At 66.4% G+C, this 18,013-nt stretch carries 19 protein-coding genes and 2 pseudogenes; 19 read left to right on the plus strand and 2 right to left on the minus strand.

All coding sequences use genetic code 11. The features are described 5' to 3' along the window. Positions 1-38: 38 nt before the first annotated feature. The 7 genes from AC5ZH6_RS09670 to AC5ZH6_RS09700 all read left to right on the plus strand — a co-directional run bounded on the left by AC5ZH6_RS09670 (position 39) and on the right by AC5ZH6_RS09700 (position 7,193). Complete coding sequence (locus tag AC5ZH6_RS09670) at positions 39-551, plus strand: F0F1 ATP synthase subunit B (RefSeq protein ID WP_006368524.1); 513 nt, start codon at positions 39-41, stop codon at positions 549-551. Between the two features lie 3 nt (positions 552-554). After that, complete coding sequence (locus AC5ZH6_RS09675) at positions 555-1,904, plus strand: F0F1 ATP synthase subunit B/delta (RefSeq protein ID WP_006368523.1); 1,350 nt, start codon at positions 555-557, stop codon at positions 1,902-1,904. A gap of 97 nt (positions 1,905-2,001) precedes the next feature. After that, positions 2,002-3,630, plus strand: coding sequence for a F0F1 ATP synthase subunit alpha (gene atpA / locus AC5ZH6_RS09680; protein ID WP_006368522.1), 1,629 nt, complete (start codon positions 2,002-2,004; stop codon positions 3,628-3,630). A 113-nt stretch (positions 3,631-3,743) separates the two neighbouring features. Beyond that, positions 3,744-4,691, plus strand: coding sequence for a F0F1 ATP synthase subunit gamma (locus AC5ZH6_RS09685; RefSeq protein WP_006368521.1), 948 nt, complete (start codon positions 3,744-3,746; stop codon positions 4,689-4,691). A gap of 51 nt (positions 4,692-4,742) precedes the next feature. Beyond that, positions 4,743-6,191 (plus strand): F0F1 ATP synthase subunit beta, encoded by a 1,449-nt coding sequence (gene atpD / locus AC5ZH6_RS09690; protein WP_006368520.1) that lies wholly within the window; start codon positions 4,743-4,745, stop codon positions 6,189-6,191. 9 nt (positions 6,192-6,200) lie between these two features. Next, the gene (locus tag AC5ZH6_RS09695; RefSeq protein ID WP_006368519.1) at positions 6,201-6,581 is read left to right on the plus strand and encodes a F0F1 ATP synthase subunit epsilon; all 381 of its coding nucleotides are present in this window, start codon (positions 6,201-6,203) and stop codon (positions 6,579-6,581) included. 168 nt (positions 6,582-6,749) lie between these two features. Next, positions 6,750-7,193 (plus strand): DUF2550 domain-containing protein, encoded by a 444-nt coding sequence (locus AC5ZH6_RS09700; protein WP_006368518.1) that lies wholly within the window; start codon positions 6,750-6,752, stop codon positions 7,191-7,193. Positions 7,194-7,220: 27 nt separating this feature from the next. Here AC5ZH6_RS09700 and AC5ZH6_RS09705 read toward each other — a convergent pair whose 3' ends face one another. Then, positions 7,221-7,835, minus strand: coding sequence for a cob(I)yrinic acid a,c-diamide adenosyltransferase (locus AC5ZH6_RS09705; RefSeq protein ID WP_006368517.1), 615 nt, complete (start codon positions 7,833-7,835; stop codon positions 7,221-7,223). Positions 7,836-7,893: 58 nt separating this feature from the next. Between AC5ZH6_RS09705 and murA the strand changes: the two genes are divergently transcribed. Both murA and AC5ZH6_RS09715 read left to right on the plus strand, forming a co-directional pair. Continuing rightward, positions 7,894-9,150, plus strand: a complete 1,257-nt coding sequence (gene murA, locus AC5ZH6_RS09710) for a UDP-N-acetylglucosamine 1-carboxyvinyltransferase (RefSeq protein WP_006368516.1) — start codon at positions 7,894-7,896, stop codon at positions 9,148-9,150. Then, positions 9,147-9,446: an ArsR/SmtB family transcription factor gene (locus tag AC5ZH6_RS09715; RefSeq protein WP_006368515.1), complete on the plus strand. Its 300-nt coding sequence runs from the start codon at positions 9,147-9,149 to the stop codon at positions 9,444-9,446. Before murA ends, AC5ZH6_RS09715 begins: the two co-directional genes overlap by 4 nt. A gap of 119 nt (positions 9,447-9,565) precedes the next feature. Here AC5ZH6_RS09715 and AC5ZH6_RS09720 read toward each other — a convergent pair whose 3' ends face one another. Continuing rightward, positions 9,566-10,069, minus strand: coding sequence for a DUF6194 family protein (locus tag AC5ZH6_RS09720; protein ID WP_006368514.1), 504 nt, complete (start codon positions 10,067-10,069; stop codon positions 9,566-9,568). Positions 10,070-10,107: 38 nt separating this feature from the next. Between AC5ZH6_RS09720 and AC5ZH6_RS09725 the strand changes: the two genes are divergently transcribed. From AC5ZH6_RS09725 to AC5ZH6_RS09770, 10 genes and pseudogenes are all read left to right on the plus strand, one after another. Further along, entirely contained in the window at positions 10,108-10,875 is a 768-nt protein-coding gene (locus AC5ZH6_RS09725; RefSeq protein WP_006368513.1) for a MerR family transcriptional regulator, read from the plus strand. Positions 10,876-11,068: 193 nt separating this feature from the next. Then, positions 11,069-11,794, plus strand: coding sequence for an energy-coupling factor ABC transporter permease (locus AC5ZH6_RS09730; protein ID WP_006368512.1), 726 nt, complete (start codon positions 11,069-11,071; stop codon positions 11,792-11,794). Further along, positions 11,791-12,210, plus strand: a complete 420-nt coding sequence (locus tag AC5ZH6_RS09735) for a PDGLE domain-containing protein (RefSeq protein WP_006368511.1) — start codon at positions 11,791-11,793, stop codon at positions 12,208-12,210. The genes AC5ZH6_RS09730 and AC5ZH6_RS09735 overlap by 4 nt, the downstream gene beginning before the upstream one ends. Before the next feature lie 4 nt (positions 12,211-12,214). After that, a complete protein-coding gene (cbiQ, locus tag AC5ZH6_RS09740; protein WP_006368510.1) occupies positions 12,215-12,991 on the plus strand; it encodes a cobalt ECF transporter T component CbiQ in 777 nt (258 codons plus the stop codon). Then, the gene (locus tag AC5ZH6_RS09745; protein ID WP_006368509.1) at positions 12,988-13,758 is read left to right on the plus strand and encodes an energy-coupling factor ABC transporter ATP-binding protein; all 771 of its coding nucleotides are present in this window, start codon (positions 12,988-12,990) and stop codon (positions 13,756-13,758) included. Before cbiQ ends, AC5ZH6_RS09745 begins: the two co-directional genes overlap by 4 nt. A 186-nt stretch (positions 13,759-13,944) precedes the next feature. Next, positions 13,945-15,237 (plus strand): NDMA-dependent methanol dehydrogenase, encoded by a 1,293-nt coding sequence (mdo, locus tag AC5ZH6_RS09750; protein ID WP_006368508.1) that lies wholly within the window; start codon positions 13,945-13,947, stop codon positions 15,235-15,237. Between the two features lie 163 nt (positions 15,238-15,400). Then, positions 15,401-16,366 (plus strand): annotated as a pseudogene (locus tag AC5ZH6_RS09755) (AAA family ATPase); the annotation flags it as partial. Between the two features lie 45 nt (positions 16,367-16,411). Then, positions 16,412-16,702 carry a transposase gene (locus tag AC5ZH6_RS09760; protein ID WP_005195137.1) on the plus strand — a complete coding sequence of 97 codons (291 nt, stop codon included), beginning with the start codon at positions 16,412-16,414 and terminating at the stop codon, positions 16,700-16,702. Continuing rightward, positions 16,699-17,637 carry an IS3 family transposase gene (locus tag AC5ZH6_RS09765; RefSeq protein WP_496167630.1) on the plus strand — a complete coding sequence of 313 codons (939 nt, stop codon included), beginning with the start codon at positions 16,699-16,701 and terminating at the stop codon, positions 17,635-17,637. Before AC5ZH6_RS09760 ends, AC5ZH6_RS09765 begins: the two co-directional genes overlap by 4 nt. 31 nt (positions 17,638-17,668) lie before the next feature. Beyond that, positions 17,669-18,007: pseudogene (locus AC5ZH6_RS09770) on the plus strand (AAA family ATPase); the annotation flags it as partial. Between the last annotated feature and the right edge of the window lie 6 nt (positions 18,008-18,013).

The following is an 18,013-nucleotide window of genomic DNA, read 5'->3' on the forward strand; positions in this document are numbered from 1 at the left end:
CTGCTCGTAGTTCGCAATCCCGATAGGGGACATCCAACATGATGAGTCTCGCCGCAGAAGAAGCCGGGGAGAAGACGTCCAACTTCCTCATCCCGAACGCCACTCTGATCGCGTGCCTGCTGATCTTCATTGTCGTCCTGGTCGTCATCCGTACCTTCGTCGTCCCTCCGATCCTCGAGGTGCTCGACGAACGTGACGCACGGGTGGCCAAGACGGTCGAGGACAACAAGGCTGCGGCGGCGAGCTATGCGGACGCCGACCGGGAGTACGCGGCACGTCTGAAGGAAGCTCGTGGCGACGCCACCGGCATCCGTGACGAGGCCCGCGCCCGTGGTAACGAGCATGTGTCGGCGGCCAAGCACAAGGCCACCGAGGAGGCCGATGCCGCACTCGCCAAGATCTCCGCGGATCTGAAGGTCGAGGCGGACAAGGCGGTCACCACCGCCAAGCAGGACGTGAGCCGGCTGTCGGAGGCACTGGCCGGCCGCGTTCTGGGAACCGACGTCGCCTCGGCCGGTGCCGGGGCCCAGCAGAGTGGGACGGTGAAGTAACCCGTGGACATTTTCATCGGGCAGCTCGTCGGCTTCCTCGTGATCGTGGCGATCTTCGTCAAGTGGGTGTTGCCGCCGCTGCGCAAGGCAGTGCTCGCCCAGAAGGACGCGATCAGTCAGCAGATCGTCGAGAGCGAAGAGGCCAAGAGCCGCGCCGAGGACGCGCGGGTCGCCCACGACCGCGCGGTCGAGAAGGCCGAGGCGGAGGCCAAAGAGCTCCACGCGGGTGCACTCGAGGATGCGAAGTCGATCGAAGAGGACCTCAAGGCACTCGCCGACGCGGAGGTCCGGCGCATCAGCGAGCACGGCAAGTCGCAGGCCGAACTGGCCCGTACGAGCCTTGTCCGCCAACTGCGGCTCGAGCTCGGACTCAACGCCGTCGACGGCGCGGGCGAGATCGTCCGACGACATCTCTCGTCGGCCGACAACCAGTCGGCGGCCATCGATCGGGCGATCAACGAACTCGACGGCATGGCCGCCGGGCAGGCCGATTCGTCGGTCCCGGCCAGCTCGGAACTGATCGGCCTGCACTCGCTGCACGCCACCAGCCGGGATGCGGCGCGTGCGGTTGGCGCCGAATTCGAGTCGGCGGCCAAGGATCTCGACGCGCAGGCACTGACCTCGGCGTCCGAGGAGATGGCCTCGGTCATCAAGTTCCTGCTCGACAACCCGGTCCTGCGCAAAAAGCTGACCGAGGACGAGGACAACGACGCGGGCAAGAAGCAGATGGTGCACACCCTGCTCGACGGCAAGGTCGCACCGATCGTCGTGGACACGGTGGCCTCGGCCGCCGCCCAGCGGTGGTCGCAGAGCCTCGACTTCGTGACCGCGCTGCGTCGCCAGAACGCGCTGATCGTGCTGACCGCCGCCGAACGCGACGGGACCATCGAGCAGACCGAGGATGAGCTGTTCCGCGTCGGCCGGTTACTCGACGCCAACCCCGAATTCGCTTCGCTGCTGGCCGATTTCCAGCGTCCGGCGGACGGTCGCGTGGAGTTGCTGCGTTCACTCATCGGCGATCAGGTCGGTCCGCACACCTGGTATCTGCTCTCGCACACCGTTGCGCTGTTGCACGGACAGCCGTCCGAGACCGCAGTGGCGCATCTGGCCGAGCTGGCCGCCGCCCGTCGCGGGGAGATCGTCGCGCACGTGGTGTCCGCGGTCGAGTTGACCGACGAGCAGCGCACCCGCCTGGCACAGGTGCTGGGCAACATCTACCACCGCACGATCTCGGTCCAGACCGAGGTCGACGAGTCGATCATCGGCGGCCTACGCATCGGCGTCGGCGACGAGGTGATCGAGGCCGACATCGCCACCAGACTGGCGAAGGCGACCGAGACGCTGCCGCGTTGATCGCGAGCCGGTCGGTGGGAACCACCCCGGCCGACCGGCGCCGACGCACCACCCACCACGAACCACTGCACGGACTGAGCAAGGAAGACGAGAACCCATGGCGGAGTTGACGATCTCAGCAGACGAGATTAAGGGAGCGATCGAGCAGTACGTCTCGTCGTTCGACGCCGAAGCCTCGCGCGACGAGGTCGGCATCATCACCGATACCGCGGACGGCATCGCCCACGTCAGCGGCCTGCCGAGCGCAATGGCCAACGAGCTGCTGCAGTTCCCCGGCGGCGTGCTCGGCGTGGCCCTGAACCTCGACGAGGACGAGATCGGTGCGGTCATCCTCGGTGACTACGAGACCCTGGAAGAGGGCGCACAGGTCAGCCGGACCGGCGAGGTGCTCTCGGTTCCCGTCGGCGACAAGTTCCTCGGTCGTGTCGTCGACCCGCTCGGCGCGCCGATCGACGGACTCGGCGACATCGAGGCCGAAGAGCAGCGCGTGCTCGAGCTGCAGGCTGCCTCGGTGCTCGAGCGTCAGCCGGTCGAGGAGTCGCTGGCCACCGGCATCAAGGCCATCGACGCGATGACCGCCATCGGCCGCGGACAGCGTCAGCTCATCATCGGTGACCGCAAGACCGGCAAAACCGCCGTCTGCGTCGACGCCATCCTGAACCAGAAGGCCAACTGGGAGTCGGGCGACGAGAACAAGCAGGTTCGCTGCATCTACGTCGCGATCGGCCAGAAGGGCTCGACCATCGCCGGCGTCAAGACGGCTCTCGAAGAGGCTGGCGCGATGGAGTACACCACCATCGTCGCCGCCCCCGCCTCGGATTCGGCGGGCTTCAAGTGGCTGGCCCCCTACACCGGTTCGGCCATCGGTCAGCACTGGATGTACCAGGGCAAGCACGTTCTGATCGTGTTCGACGACCTGACCAAGCAGGCCGAGGCCTACCGTGCGATCTCGCTGTTGCTGCGCCGTCCGCCGGGCCGCGAGGCCTACCCGGGCGACGTCTTCTACCTGCACTCGCGTCTGCTGGAGCGTTGCGCGAAGCTCTCCGACGAGCTCGGCGGGGGCTCGATGACCGGTCTGCCGATCATCGAGACCAAGGCCAACGACGTGTCGGCGTTCATCCCGACCAACGTCATCTCGATCACCGACGGCCAGGTCTTCCTCGAATCCGACCTGTTCAACAAGGGCGTCCGCCCGGCCATCAACGTCGGTACCTCGGTGTCGCGTGTCGGTGGTGCCGCCCAGACCAAGGGTCTGAAGAAGGTGTCGGGGTCGCTGCGTCTGGAGCTCGCCCAGTTCCGTGAGCTCGAGGCCTTCTCGGCGTTCGCCTCCGACCTCGACGACGCGTCGAAGGCGCAGCTCGAGCGTGGTGCCCGCTGGGTCGAGATGCTCAAGCAGGATCAGTACAGCCCGTACTCGGTCGAGGACGAGATCGTCTCGATCTACCTGTGCGGCGAGGGACATTACGACTCGGTGCCCGTCGACGACGTGCGCAACTTCGAGACTCAGTTGCTCTCGCACCTGCATCACAATGCCAAGGGTGTCTACGACTCGATCGCCGGTGGCAAGGTGCTCTCCGACGACGAGGCCGAGGCGTTGGTCGCCGAGACCAACAAGTTCAAGAACAGCTACCTCACCCACGACGGCAAGCGCGTGGTCAACGAGGCCGAGGCGACCCCGATGGACTCCGAGGATGTCGCTCAAGAAGAGATCAAGATCCGCAAGTGATCGACTCGGGGCAGCACCGCCGTGGCCTTCGTCGCATTGATGGCCGCCGGAGCCTGCGAGGCACACTGATGGCCCGGCGAGGCACACTGATGGCAAGGAAGGGGTGAGGGCTCGTGGCAAGCATCCGTGAGCTGCGCTCACGCATCCGGTCGGTTCAGTCGACCAAGAAGATCACCAAGGCCCAGGAACTGATCGCGACCTCGCGCATCACCAAGGCGCAGGCGCGCGTGGCGGCTGCCAAGCCCTACGCGACGGAGATGACCAAGGTGCTCTCCGAACTCGCGAGCAGCGCCGGGACGTTGGATCACCCATTGCTCCAGGAGCGGGAGAATCCCAAGCGGGCGGGCGTGCTGGTGATCACCAGTGACCGCGGCATGTGCGGTGGCTACAACGCCAACGTCCTGCGGGCCACCCGGGAACTCCTCGCGTTGCTGCGTGAGGAGGGCAAGGAGCCGGTCATCTTCGTGATGGGGCAGAAGGGCGTCGGGTACTTCACGTTCCGCGGTGCCGATTACGCCCAGTCGTGGACCGGTTTCTCGCAGGCACCGGAGTACTCCGATGCCTCGGCTGCCAGCAAGTTCCTGGTGGATCTGTTCGTCGCCGGTAGCGGTGTGGAGGTCGAGAATCCCGACGGTGAGGGCACTCTGGAGGGTGTCGACGAACTGCACCTGGTCTACACCCGGTTCGTCTCGATGCTGACGCAGGTCCCCGAGGTTCGACGGATGGCACCGCTGGTCGTCACCGAGGAGGACGAGGCAGACCAGAGCGACGGAGAGGTCGACAAGGCCGACACCGAATCGCGCAACTACACCTTCGAGCCGAGCGCGGAGTCCTTGCTCGAGGCGCTCCTCCCGCGTTACGTGGCCACCCGCGTCTACGCGGCGCTGCTGGACTCGTCGGCGTCGGAGTCGGCAGCCCGGCGGACCGCGATGAAGGCGGCCACCGACAACGCCGAGGAACTGTCGACCTCGCTGTCACGCGAGGCCAACCAGCTCCGCCAGGCCCAGATCACCCAGGAGATCAGCGAGATCGTCGGCGGCTCGAGCGCCCTGGCGAACTAGCCCGAACCCCGCCGGACACAATCTTTCGACAAGAGGAAGTATCCAACCACCATGACCGCAGCAGTAGAAACCCCAGCCTCGCAGTCGTCGGGGTCGGCCGACGGCCGGATCGTCCGCATCATCGGCCCCGTGGTCGACGTCGAATTCCCGCGGGGATCGATCCCAGATCTGTTCAACGCCCTGCACGCCGAGATCAAGCTCGAGTCGGTCGCCAAGACGCTGACCCTCGAGGTCGCGCAGCACCTCGGCGACAACCTCGTTCGCACCATCTCGATGCAGCCGACCGACGGGTTGATCCGCGGTGCCCAGGTCACCGACACCGGCCACTCGATCCAGGTGCCCGTCGGCGACGTGGTCAAGGGTCACGTGTTCAACGCCCTCGGTGACTGCCTCGACAGCCCGGGCCTCGGCCGCGACGGCGAGCAGTGGAGCATCCACCGCAAGCCGCCGGCCTTCGACGAGCTCGAGGGCAAGACCGAGATCCTCGAGACCGGTATCAAGGTCATCGACCTGCTGACCCCGTACGTCAAGGGCGGCAAGATCGGCCTGTTCGGCGGCGCCGGCGTGGGCAAGACCGTCCTCATCCAGGAGATGATCACCCGTATCGCCCGTGAGTTCTCCGGTACCTCGGTGTTCGCCGGCGTCGGCGAGCGCACCCGTGAGGGCACCGACCTCCACCTCGAGATGGAGGAGATGGGCGTCCTGCAGGACACCGCGTTGGTGTTCGGTCAGATGGACGAGCCGCCGGGCACGCGTATGCGCGTGGCACTGTCGGCGCTGACGATGGCGGAGTACTTCCGCGACGTCAAGCACCAGGACGTGCTGCTGTTCATCGACAACATCTTCCGGTTCACCCAGGCCGGTTCCGAGGTGTCCACGCTGCTCGGCCGTATGCCGTCCGCGGTGGGTTACCAGCCCACGCTGGCCGACGAGATGGGTGAGCTGCAGGAGCGAATCACCTCGACGAAGGGTCGCTCGATCACCTCGCTGCAGGCGATCTACGTGCCCGCCGACGACTACACCGACCCGGCGCCGGCCACCACCTTCGCGCACCTCGATGCGACCACCGAGCTCTCACGTCCGATCTCGCAGCTGGGTATCTACCCGGCCGTGGACCCGCTGACCTCGACCTCGCGCATCCTGGAGGCCTCGATCGTCGGCGACGAGCACTTCCGCGTCGCCAACGAGGTCAAGCGCATCCTGCAGAAGTACAAGGAACTGCAGGACATCATCGCCATCCTCGGTATGGACGAGCTCTCCGAAGAGGACAAGGTGACCGTGCAGCGCGCGCGTCGCATCCAGAAGTTCCTCGGCCAGAACTTCCTGGTCGCCGAGAAGTTCACCGGACAGAAGGGTTCGGTCGTCCCGCTCGCCGACACCATCGAGGCCTTCGACCGGGTCTGCAAGGGCGAGTTCGATCATTACCCCGAGCAGGCGTTCAACAGCTGCGGTGGACTCGACGACGTGGAGGCTGCTGCCGAGAAGATCGCCGGAAAGTAGCGGGTCGACATGGCAGACAAAGCGTTCCACGTCGAGGTCGTCTCGGCCGACGCCGAACTCTACTCCGGTGAGGCGACCTTCGTGATCGCCCGCACCACCGTGGGTGAACTCGGTGTGATGGCCAACCACGAGCCACTGCTGGGCCAGCTGGTGCCCGGCGGATACGTGGTGATCGTCGAGGAGAGCGGTGAGCGAAAGGCGGCCGCGATCGAGGGCGGATTCCTGTCGATCACCGGGCAGTCGGTGACGATCCTCGCCGAGTCGGCCGAGTGGGCCGACGACGTCGACGTCGCCGCCGAACGCTCGGCTCTCGAGTCGGCCGAGCCCGGTTCCGACGAGTACAACCACGCGCAGGCTCGTCTGTCCGCGGCCGAGCAACTGGCCTCGTAGACCGCCGAACACGTCAACAGTGATGACACGACCGGCCACCCCAGTGCGGGTGGCCGGTCGTGTGCTGTTCCGGGGTGGCATCCTGGAGGAGACCCACGCACGACCACGGCCACGTCATGACCGGACGGCATCGATGCGCTCCGGGCGGCAACGAGGAGGTGCACCAGGGTGTCCGAACTCGTGATCACGCTGAGCGTCCTGCTCCTCATCGCCCTGTGCGTGTGCGGTCTGCTCGCCTACCGGGTGGGCCAGCTGCGGCGCGGTGGTACACCGGTGCTGCTGCGGACCCTGCCGGCCGATGTCGACGAGGGCTGGCGGCACGGGACTGTCCACTACAGTGACGAAGCACTGCGATATTTCCGGCTGAGTTCTCTGCGCGCGGGTCCGTCACACACCCTGCCCCGGCGTTCGATCGAGATCTCCGGACGCCGACGCGCCGTCGGCAGCGAACGCGACATCCTCGAGGGCTTGATCATCCTGCACGTGCACCAGTCCGTCGGCTCGGGTGCCGGCAAGGACTACGAGATCGCCTTCGACGCCGGTGGGGTCACCGCATTCCAGTCCTGGTTGGAGTCCCGGCGGTCGGCTCGCGCCGAACGCCGCAGCGCCTGAGCGTTCGAGAATCAGATCACGCGGTGATCACTCGGACGCCGTCTTATCCGGCCGGTGACGTTGACCGCCCGGTACCCAGGTGATGTCGCCGTCGCCGTGGGGTGGTCGGTTGGCCACGCGCGAGAGGATGAACAGCAGATCCGAGAGCCGATTCAGGTAGCGCGCCGGGAGCACCGAGGTGGCGTCGGGGTCGGCGTCGACGGCCGCCCACGCCGATCGCTCGGCGCGCCGGGTGACGGTTCTGGCCTGGTGGAGCAGAGCCGAGAGGGGACTGCCGCCGGGCAGGATGAAGGAATCGAGTGACGGCAGGGGCTCGCCGAACGCATCACACCAGTGTTCGAGTGCATCGATGTAGTCCTGCTCGATGCGCAGCGGCGGGTACTTCGGGTCCTCGACCACCGGTGTGGACAGGTCGGCGCCGGCATCGAACAGGTCGTTCTGGACCGTCCGCAATACCGCCGCGATGTCGTCGGGAACCGGTCCGCCGAGCGATAGCGCCGCCCCGATCGCCGCATTGGCCTCATCGCAGTCGGCGTAGGCGACCACTCGCGGATCGGTCTTGGATACGCGCGAGAAGTCACTGAGCCCGGTGCTCCCGTCGTCGCCGGTGCGCGTGTAGATGCGGGTGAGATGTACGGCCATAGGTCCCGAATCTAGCGCCTCGCCAGGGTGGCGGTGGCGGGCGGATAAGCTGTCTGGCGTGACTGATCGCTATCTGGTGACCGGGGGAGCCCGTCTGCAGGGTGAGGTCTCGGTGGGCGGCGCCAAGAACAGCGTCCTGAAGTTGATGGCCGCCGCATTGCTCGCCGAGGGCACGACCACATTGACCAATTCGCCGGAGATCGCCGACGTACCGCTGATGGCCGACGTGCTGCGGGGGTTGGGTGCGACGGTCTCCATCGACGGCGACACCGTCGTGATCGATGCGCCCGCCGAGCCGAAGTACCACGCCGACTTCGACGCGGTGAAACAGTTCCGCGCGTCGGTGTGTGTGCTGGGGCCGTTGATGGCTCGCTGCCGCCGGGCGGTCGTCGCACTCCCCGGTGGGGACGCGATCGGGTCCCGGCCGCTCGACATGCATCAGGCCGGTCTGCGCGCGCTCGGTGCGCACAGCGCGATCGAGCACGGCTGTGTGGTCGCCGAGGCGGACGCCCTGGTCGGTGCACCGGTCGCGCTGGAATTCCCGTCGGTCGGCGCGACCGAGAACATCCTGATGGCCGCGGTGCTCGCGGACGGGCAGACCACGATCGACAACGCCGCCCGCGAGCCGGAGATCGTCGACCTGTGCGTGATGCTCTCGCAGATGGGTGCACGGATCGACGGTGCCGGCACCTCGACGCTGACGGTGACCGGTGTCGATCGACTCCATCCCACCGAGCATCGGGTGATCGGCGACCGGATCGTCGGTGCCACCTGGGGGATCGCCGCGGCGATGACCCGTGGCGACGTGACGGTGCGCGGCGTCGCGCCCGCGCACCTGCAGCTCGTCCTCAACAAACTGGTCGACACCGGCGCCCGGGTGGATACCCTGCCCGACGGTTTCCGGGTACGCCACGACGGCAGGCCCACCGCGGTCAACGTGTCGACCCTGCCGTTTCCCGGGTTCCCGACGGACCTGCAGCCGATGGCGATCGGACTCGCGGCGGTCGCCGACGGCATGTCGGTGATCACCGAGAACGTGTTCGAGGCGCGCTTCCGCTTCGTCGAGGAGATGGTGCGTCTGGGAGCCGACGCCCGCACCGACGGCCATCACGCCGTCGTCCGCGGTATCGAGCGACTCTCGAGTGCCCCGGTGTGGTGTTCGGACATCCGTGCGGGCGCCGGGTTGGTCCTGGCCGGCCTCGTCGCCGACGGGGTCACCGAGGTGCACGACATCGAGCACATCGACCGCGGCTACCCGAACTTCGAGGAGAACCTCACCCGGCTCGGTGGCGGCATCGAGCGGGTCCGGGGATGAGCGCCCACCCGACCGGCGAGGTCGACATCGCCGCGTGGGCGAGTCGCTTCGACCTGTTGTCCGATCCCCACCGCCTCGAGATCCTGCTGGTACTGCACCGGACGCCGGGCATCATCGTCGGCGACCTCGCCACCGAGGTTGGGCGAACCGAGACCGCGGTCTCGCAGGCCCTGCGCGTGCTGCGACATCAGGGATGGGTCACCTCCACCCGCCAGGGCCGCTCGGTCAGCTACCGACTCGAGGACGAGACCGTTCATCAACTCCTGCACTGGATCGGGGCCGGCCACCACCACTAGGTGGATGAGGTCATGACGACCTTTACGCCCAGGTGCACTATGTGCAGGCGCGGTGTGGAGGTACGGCATTGCTCGATCAGCCGTCGTCTACCTTCGACGGTGAGCGGTGCACTGCGGTGTCATCGGGTGCCGCCCGCTCCGGGCTCGCGTTCGATCCGTTCCCGGGAACGTCGATGCTCGAGGCGGTGACGTGCGGCCTCGTGCGCCTGACGAAGGAGGCGGACAGCCAGCATGCTGGTGCGAGCACCCGGGTTGACGATCGATACCCACCCCTGGTGGCGATACAGGGGGTGCGGAAAGACAACGTCGGGCGCTGCGAAGTCCCACTGATCATCAGTAGGCACAGCCGTTTTGTCGGTCAGTTCACGAGCCGTGGTGGTGCCGACGTGAATGTTCAGTCGCCACCGGCCGGGCTTGTCAAGGTCGGACAGGGAGTCGTCGGGGTAGTTCTTTGTGACGATGGTGGCGTAGGGCTGCTGACGTTTCGGCACCTGGCCGTCGGGGGCGTAGTAGAAGAAGTGATCGCCCCAAGCGGTTGGCGGGAACTCGTCACCCTCGGTAGGTGCGAACTCGAGCAGCCCATCAAACGATCGGATTGTTTGCAACAGTTGGTCCATGTTCATACTTCAAGCATGTACTTGAAGCGTTTATGGAGGGTTGCATGCGCACGGAGGGACTATCGCCGACGATGACGACTGCCGATGTAGCAGCGGCAGCGGGGTACTCGGTTCAGCAAGTGCGTGACCTGGAAGCACTCGGCGTGATTCCGCCGGCGCCGAGAACCCGCAGCGGCTACCGACAGTTCTCGCCAGAGCACGTGCACAGCTTGTGTGCCTACCGCGACCTGGCGTACGCCGTCCGACCGGTCGTGGCGTGCCGCACGATGCGGCAAATCCGCAGTGCTCCAAGCGATTACGCTGCAGCCATGATCAGCGAGCTCCACACCAGGCTCAACAGGGAACGCGAACACACACTGGCCGCGCGATCGGCACTGACGTCCATCAGTTCCGAGGAAACCGCCGACGTCGCGCCCACCGAAGACGACTGCATGACCATAACCGAGCTCGCGCAAGCCCTCGAAGTGAAGGCGTCCACGCTTCGCTTCTGGGAAAGTGTCGGCCTGATCACGCCTCAAAGAGTCTCCACGCCGGCCGGAAGTGTACGACGCTACCCGGGTGTCGCGATCCGCGACGCCCGCATCGTCGCTGCCCTTCGCGCGGGCGGCTACCGCATCCCCGAAGTACAGAAGGCGATCAGCGCAGTCCGTGAACTCACGGATCACACCACCCCACTCACCGCGCTCGACTCCCGACTCCCGTCCATCGCCCAGCGCACATTCGCACTACTCCGCTCCGGAGCGATCCTGGCAGATCCCATCGAACAGCCTCGCTCAGCGGGACTGTTCGCCGCAGCGCCAACAACGTCCTGACCCGCTCCAACAGGGCGTGCCGATCCGACCCGACAATGCGTCGTCGAATTGTGGTCAGGGCCACACCTGACCGGTCGGACAGTCTGAGCACCTCAACATCTGAATAAGTGGACAGATGTGATGTCCGGTTTTAGTGTTTCCCGTATCGCGCCGTCCGGGCGTGTACCTCCAGGGATCTCGAAGGGCACTGCTCATGTCCACCACCCCAGTCGCCATGCATATGAGCGACGGCATCATCAACGCACCGACCTCGCTCCTGTTCGGCGCCATCGCCGTGGTCGGACTGGCCTTCTGTGCCTGGCGTGCGCGCCGCGACCTCGACGAGAAGACCGTGCCGATGGCCGGCCTCGTGGCCGCTTTCATCTTCGCCGTCCAGATGATCAATTTCCCCGTCCTCCCCGGTGTGAGCGGGCATCTGCTCGGAGGTGCACTCGCCGCAATCCTGGTGGGGCCCTACACCGGCGCGTTGTGCATCGCGATCGTGTTGATCGTGCAGTGCCTGCTGTTCGCCGACGGCGGCATCACCGCCCTCGGGGCCAACCTCACCAACATGGCTCTCCTCTCGACGTTCGTCGGCTACGGCGTCGCGGTGGTCGCGTCGCGACTGCTGCGTGTTGGTCGCCGGGGCCGGTCGGATCACCCGCTCGCCGGTCTGGGGGTGGTGGCCTTCGTCTCGGCGCTCTGCGGGACCATGTGCGCGGCAACCGGATTCGTCGTCGAATACGCCATCGGTGGAGCGGCGGCGACGTCGATGACCGCGGTCGCGAGCTACATGTGGGGCACGCACCTGTTGATCGGGGTCGGCGAAGGGCTGATCACCGCGGCGACCGTGGTGGCGGTCGCCCGGGCCCGCCCCGATCTCGTCTACCTGTTGCGTCGCACCGACTCTCCCGCCACGCTGATCGGAGCGACGGCATGACCGCCACCGGAACCTCCGGCGATCGCCGCGACCGCTCGCCCCGGGTCCATCGCAGGACCTTCCTCATCGCGTTCGGTGTGGTGGCCTTGCTCATCGCAGGTCTGGTGTCCTATCTGGCCAGTTCGTCACCGGACGGTCTGGACTCGACCACGCTGCGGGGGTGCGAGACGACCGAGGTCGACGGTGCCGAGCAACTCACCGGAGACTGCATCGCGCAGCATGCCACCGACCACGCCATGGCCTCATCGCCGCTGGCCGACTACAGCTTTCGCGGAATCGGCTACACCAACGGGATCGCCGGGGTGATCGGCGTGGTGATCACCCTCGTGATCGCCGCGGGCCTGTTCTGGATCATCGGCGGGGCTCGACGTGCCCGTACCGGTGTCGCCCGGTCGGGGACCGGATCGGGAGACTGAGTCGATGGGAGCCGGACACCCGCACCCGGTCTACCGCGCCGGCGACTCCGCGGTTCACCGCGCGCCCGCCGAGGTGAAGATCGTCTGCCTGGTCTTCTTCGTCTTCGCGGTGGTCGCCACCCCGCGTGAGATGTTCTGGCCCTACGCGGGTTTCGCGATCGTCCTGGCCGCGGTGTGGGTCGTCGCCCGGATCTCACCGGCATGGATTGCTCCACGCATGCTGATCGAGGTCCCGTTCGTGATTCTTGCGGTGTTGCTGCCCTTCGCCGAAGGTGGCGAGCGGGTCGCCGTCGCCGGGCTCTCGTTGTCGGTGCCCGGGCTGTACGCCGGGTGGGGGATCGTCATCAAGGGCACGCTCGGAGTCGCGGCATCGCTGACCTTCGCTGCCACCACGCCGGCGCGTGAGCTGCCGGTGGCGCTCACCCGACTCGGCGTGCCCGCGTCGATCACCCCGATCTTCGTCATGATGCTGCGTTACGTCGATCTGTTGACCGCCGAGATCCGACGCATGCAGATCGCCCGCGTCGCCCGCGGGGACTCACCGCGAGCGATCCACCAGATCGGTGCGATCGCCAAAGGTGTTGGCGCACTGTTCCTCCGTTCGTACGAGCGCGGCGAGCGGGTCCATCTGGCGATGATGTCGCGGGGTTTCACCGGCACGATCCCGGAGATGCCCGGGGTGGTGACCTCCGCCCGTGCGAGCGCCGGCCAGTGGTTGGTGATCGTGACACCCGCGCTGGCCGCGACCGCGATCGCCGCGGCCGCCTGGGTGTTGCGATGACTCCCGCCATCGAGATCGCCGGACTGCGCTACGCCTACCCCGACGGACACCTCGCCATCGACCACCTCGATCTCGTCGTCGAACCGGGCGAGCGGATCGCGTTGCTCGGCCCCAACGGCGCGGGCAAGACGACACTGATGCTGCAGCTCAACGGAGTCCTTCTGCCGAGTGCCGGGTCGGTGACCGTCCACGGCTCCCGCGTGGGCAAGGACACCCTGCGCGAGGTCCGACGCCGCGTGGGCCTGGTCTTCCAGGACCCCGACGACCAGTTGTTCATGCCCACGCTCGCCGAGGACGTGGCATTCGGGCCCGCCAATTTCGGGGTGCGCGGTGACGAACTCGCCGACCGTGTGCAGGAGGCGCTGGCGGCGGTCTCGATGACCGAGCATGCGAGGCGAAGTCCGCACCACCTGTCCGGAGGGCAGCGCCGCCGTGGTGCACTCGCGAGCGTATTGGCTTGCCGCCCAGACATTCTGGTTCTCGACGAGCCGTCGGCGAACCTCGACCCGCAGGCGCGGCGCGAACTTGCCGACACTCTGCTGACGCTGCGGACGACGATGCTCGTGGTCACCCACGACCTGCTGTATGCGGCGCAGTTGTGTGACCGCGCGGTGGTCCTCGACGCCGGACGAGTGGTCGCCGACGGCGACGTCGACGACATCCTGTCGGATTCGGAATTGCTTGCCGCGCATCGTCTCGAGATGCCCTGGGGTTTCGACATCGATGCAGTGCGCCGGGCGCGTTCCGCTCAGGTGTCGGCCCGGTGACTGACCCTCCGGATGGCATCACCCTGACCACTCGGGCAGGGGGCGCACTGCCCTTCGGTTGGCACTCGGTGCAATAGGGACGGTTTGGCCTCACAACACTTCTGACACATGGTGTGACGCGCGTAACGTCGCCGGTGCTCAAGTCGGCGTCACGCGGTGTGCGTCGGATGAAGGAGGACAGGTCAGATGCAGGTAGACGAACTACTCAAACCGTTTCCCATCAAGGAGTTTCACCCGTTCCCGCGCGCGATGATGGGCCCGGGCGCGCACGAGATGATCGGCCCCGAGGCTCTCAAACTCGGGTTCAAGAAGACCCTCGTGATGACCACCGGTCTGCGGGGTAGCGATACCGTCCACAAGATCGTCGAGTCGTGCAAGTACCACGGCCTCGAGGTCGTCGTGTACGACCAGGTCGAGTCCAACCCCAAGGACTACAACGTCATGGATGCCGTGTCGTTGTACAACTCGGAGAAGTGCGACTCGTTCATCTCCATCGGCGGCGGTTCGGCGCACGACGCCTGCAAGGGTGCGCGCATCTCGGTCGCGCACGACGGCCGCAACGTCAACGAGTTCGAGGGCTTCAACAAGAGCGAGAACCCCAAGAACCCGCCGCACATCGCGGTGTCGACGACCGCGGGTACCGGGTCGGAGACCTCGTGGGCCTACGTGATCACCGACACCACAACCGATCCCGACAAGCCGCACAAGTATGTCGCCTTCGACGACGCGGCGGTGACCACCCTGGCGATCGACGACCCGGTGCTCTACTACGACTGCCCGGTCGCCTTCACCGCCCAGTGTGGTTTCGACGTGCTCGCCCACGCCTCGGAACCGTATGTGTCGCGCCTGAACTTCCCGCCGTCGATGGGCAACGCCCTGCACGCGGTGCGGATGACGGCTCGTCATCTGCGTGAGGCCACCTGGAACCCGACCGAACTCGCCGGCCGCGAGGGCATGATGTACGCGCAGTACATCGCCGCGCAGGCGTTCAATTCCGGTGGTCTCGGCATCATCCACTCGATCAGCCATGCGGTTTCGGCGTTCTTCGACACCCACCACGGACTCAACAACGCGATTGCGTTGCCGCGCGTGTGGGCCTTCAACATGCCGGTCATGTACGAGCGCTTCGCCGACATGGCCGACGCGATGGGCGTCGACACCCACGGTATGACCAAGGTCCAGGCCGCCGATGCCGCGCTCGAAGCGGCGATCCGGTTGCTGCGCGACGTGGGCATCGTCGAGAAGTTCGCCGACGTCAAGCAGAACACCTACCCGAAGAACCGTCTCGGTGAGGGGCCGACGAAGTACTACGAGAACCGCAAGGAGATCACCACCGACGCGGCCACCATCGACGCGCTGACCAACCACGTGCTCGGTGACGCGTGCACCCCGGGTAACCCCAAGGAGTGCACCTTCGAGACCGTTCGCCCGGTCGTCGAGCACTGCGTCAACGGCGATCTGGACGAATTGCTCCCGTAAGAGGTGCGTCGCCGATGAAGACCGATGTGGGGATGTGTCTGCCCCGAATAGCGTGTCCCCACATCACCACACGCCGGTGGTCACCCGAACGCCCCCAATTCGGGTGACCACCGGCGTGGCCACCGGCCGCCGGCCCACATCCACCAGACCTCAGGAGAGATCGATGCCCACCTCCACCGTCACCACCGACGACACCGTCGCCCCGCACGTCGAAGATGCTGCGAGCCAACCCGATCCGGGCGGATTCCGTGATGTCGACGACGTGGTCGCCCGGTTCGCCGAGGCGGGTTACCTGGCCGATCAACGTCTGGCGACCACCGTCTTCCTGCAGAGCCGGCTCGGCAAACCGGTCCTGCTCGAGGGTCCGGCAGGCGTTGGCAAGACGCAACTCGCCAAGACCCTGGCAGAGGTGACGGGCCGAGATCTGTTGCGGCTGCAGTGTTATGAGGGTCAGGACGAGACCACCGCGCTCTACGAGTGGGATTACGGCAAGCAGTTGCTCTACACCCAGGTGTTGCGGGAGAAGATCTCTGCGGTCGTCGCCGACGCCGACTCACTGTCGGAGGCGGTCGACCGCATCGGTGCCGAGGAGAGCGTGTTCTTCTCCGAGCGCTTTCTCGCCCCCCGGCCGCTGCTCGAGGCGGTGCGCAGCGAACGCCCGGTCGTCCTGCTGATCGATGAGGTCGATCGTGCCGACGAGGCGCTCGAGGCGGTGCTGCTCGAACTCCTCGCCGAATACCAGGTGTCGGTGCCCGAGATCGGTACCTTCGTCGCCAAGCACCAGCCGATGATCGTGTTGACCTCCAACAACACTCGCGATCTGTCGGCGGCACTCAAACGCCGGTGCCTGCATCTGTCGCTCGATTACCCGGATGCCACACGGGAATTGGAGATCATCAAGTCCAAGAACACGGGCCTGGCCGAGACGCTCGCGGCCAAACTCGTGGAGATCGTGCGCGGTCTGCGCGAACTCGACCTGCGCAAGGCGCCGAGTATCTCCGAGGCGATCGATTGGGCGCGCACCCTCGCGGTGCTCGGCGCCGACGAACTCTCCGCCGACATCCTCGGTCAGACCGCCAACGTGGTCGTCAAGTACGACCGCGACCTCACCCGCGCACTCGACGCCCTGTGAGGTTCCCCCCGAACCGTAGAGGCATCGATAATGAGGAGCACGATGCCAGAGAAGCGGAAGAAGTACGACCGGGAGTTTCGTGATGGGGCGGTCCGGATCGTCGAGGAGACAGGTAAGCCGATCGCCCAGGTCGCTCGAGACCTGGGGGTCAACGAGGGCACCTTGGGTAACTGGGTCAACCGGGCGCGCGCCGAGCGGGAGGGCCGCGGCGAGCTGACCGTTGATGACGCTGCTGAGCTCAAACGGTTGCGTGACGAGGTCGCCGAGCTGCGCATGGAGCGTGATGTCCTCAAGCGATCAGTGGTCCTGTGGGTGAAGGAGGCGACGAAGTGAGCGTGGCACGCTTTATCGCCGACCAGAGGACCAACTATCGGGTGCCACACGCGGTGTCCTGCCGGCTGCTCGGGGTCAGCGAGGCGTGGTTCTACAAATGGCATAAGCGGACCCAATCGCCGGGTGCGGCAACGGGTTTGCACACCACCCGCGACTATCGCCGGGACACCATCGACCGGGCCGTGGCGGTGGCGTTCGACAAGGCCCGCGGCCTGCACGGGTCACCGCGCCTGCATGCGGATCTGCGTGCTGACGGGTGGACGGTGACCGAGAAGACTGTCGCTGATTCGATGTGTCGTCAGGGCCTGGTCGCGCGGCGGATCCGCCGGCGCAACGGGCTGACCCGTCAGGACAAGACCGCCCCGAAGTTCCCCGATTTGTTGGGTCGCGATTTCACCGCACAGTGCCCCGATCAGCGGTGGGTCGGCGACATCACCGAGATCCCGACCGCGGCGGGCAAGCTGTATCTGGCCACGGTCATCGACCTCTACAGTCGCCGCCTGCTGGGGGCGGCCACCAGTCGTCACCCGGATGCAGCGTTGGCGTGTGCGGCGATCGAGATGGGGGTCGCCACGCGGGGCGGTATGCAGGCGATATGGCGTGATGACGATGCGCAGAAGCTGATTTTCCACACCGATCGTGGGTCGACGTACACCGCGAGACGGTTCACCAGGCTGTGCCAGAAGATGGGTATCCGGCAGTCGATGGGCCGGGTCGGATCGTGTTTCGACAACGCCGCAGCGGAGGCATTCTTCTCTTCTTTGGAGTGGGAAGTGTTGTCACGCAACGAGTTCCATACTATCATGGAGGCGCAGGCGGTCGTGTTGGAGTGGTGCTACGGCTTCTACAATCACCAGCGTCGCCACAGCGCGATCGGGATGATGAGTCCGGTCGACTACGAGAACACCGCAGTCACCGAGCCCGAAGCCGCATAGAGGAGTCCTCCACGATTCCGGGGGAACCACACTGCCCCGGCTGGTGGATCCGAACGCGCAGGTGCCCGATCACCTGCACACCCACGGACATTCCCACGATCAGGGCCATTCCCATTCGCACGACGGGCATTCCCACACCCACGACGACGCCCACGACGGCGAACACACGCATGACGACCCGCACGGTGGTCGCGCCAAACGTGCCGAGAAGGACAAGCCCGGGCGCCACGGCGACGACTACTACGGCTCGCCCGGGGCCAAGAGCGATGCCGGTACCCGGGCGGTGAGTGCCACGCAGGGCAGTCGCTCATTCGGCGACACCGGCCGTTCCCGCTCGGGTTCGGGTACCCGCCGCAAGCGTCCGTTCTAGGGAGCG

This window comes from Gordonia sp. YC-XJ4, from assembly GCF_059511865.1.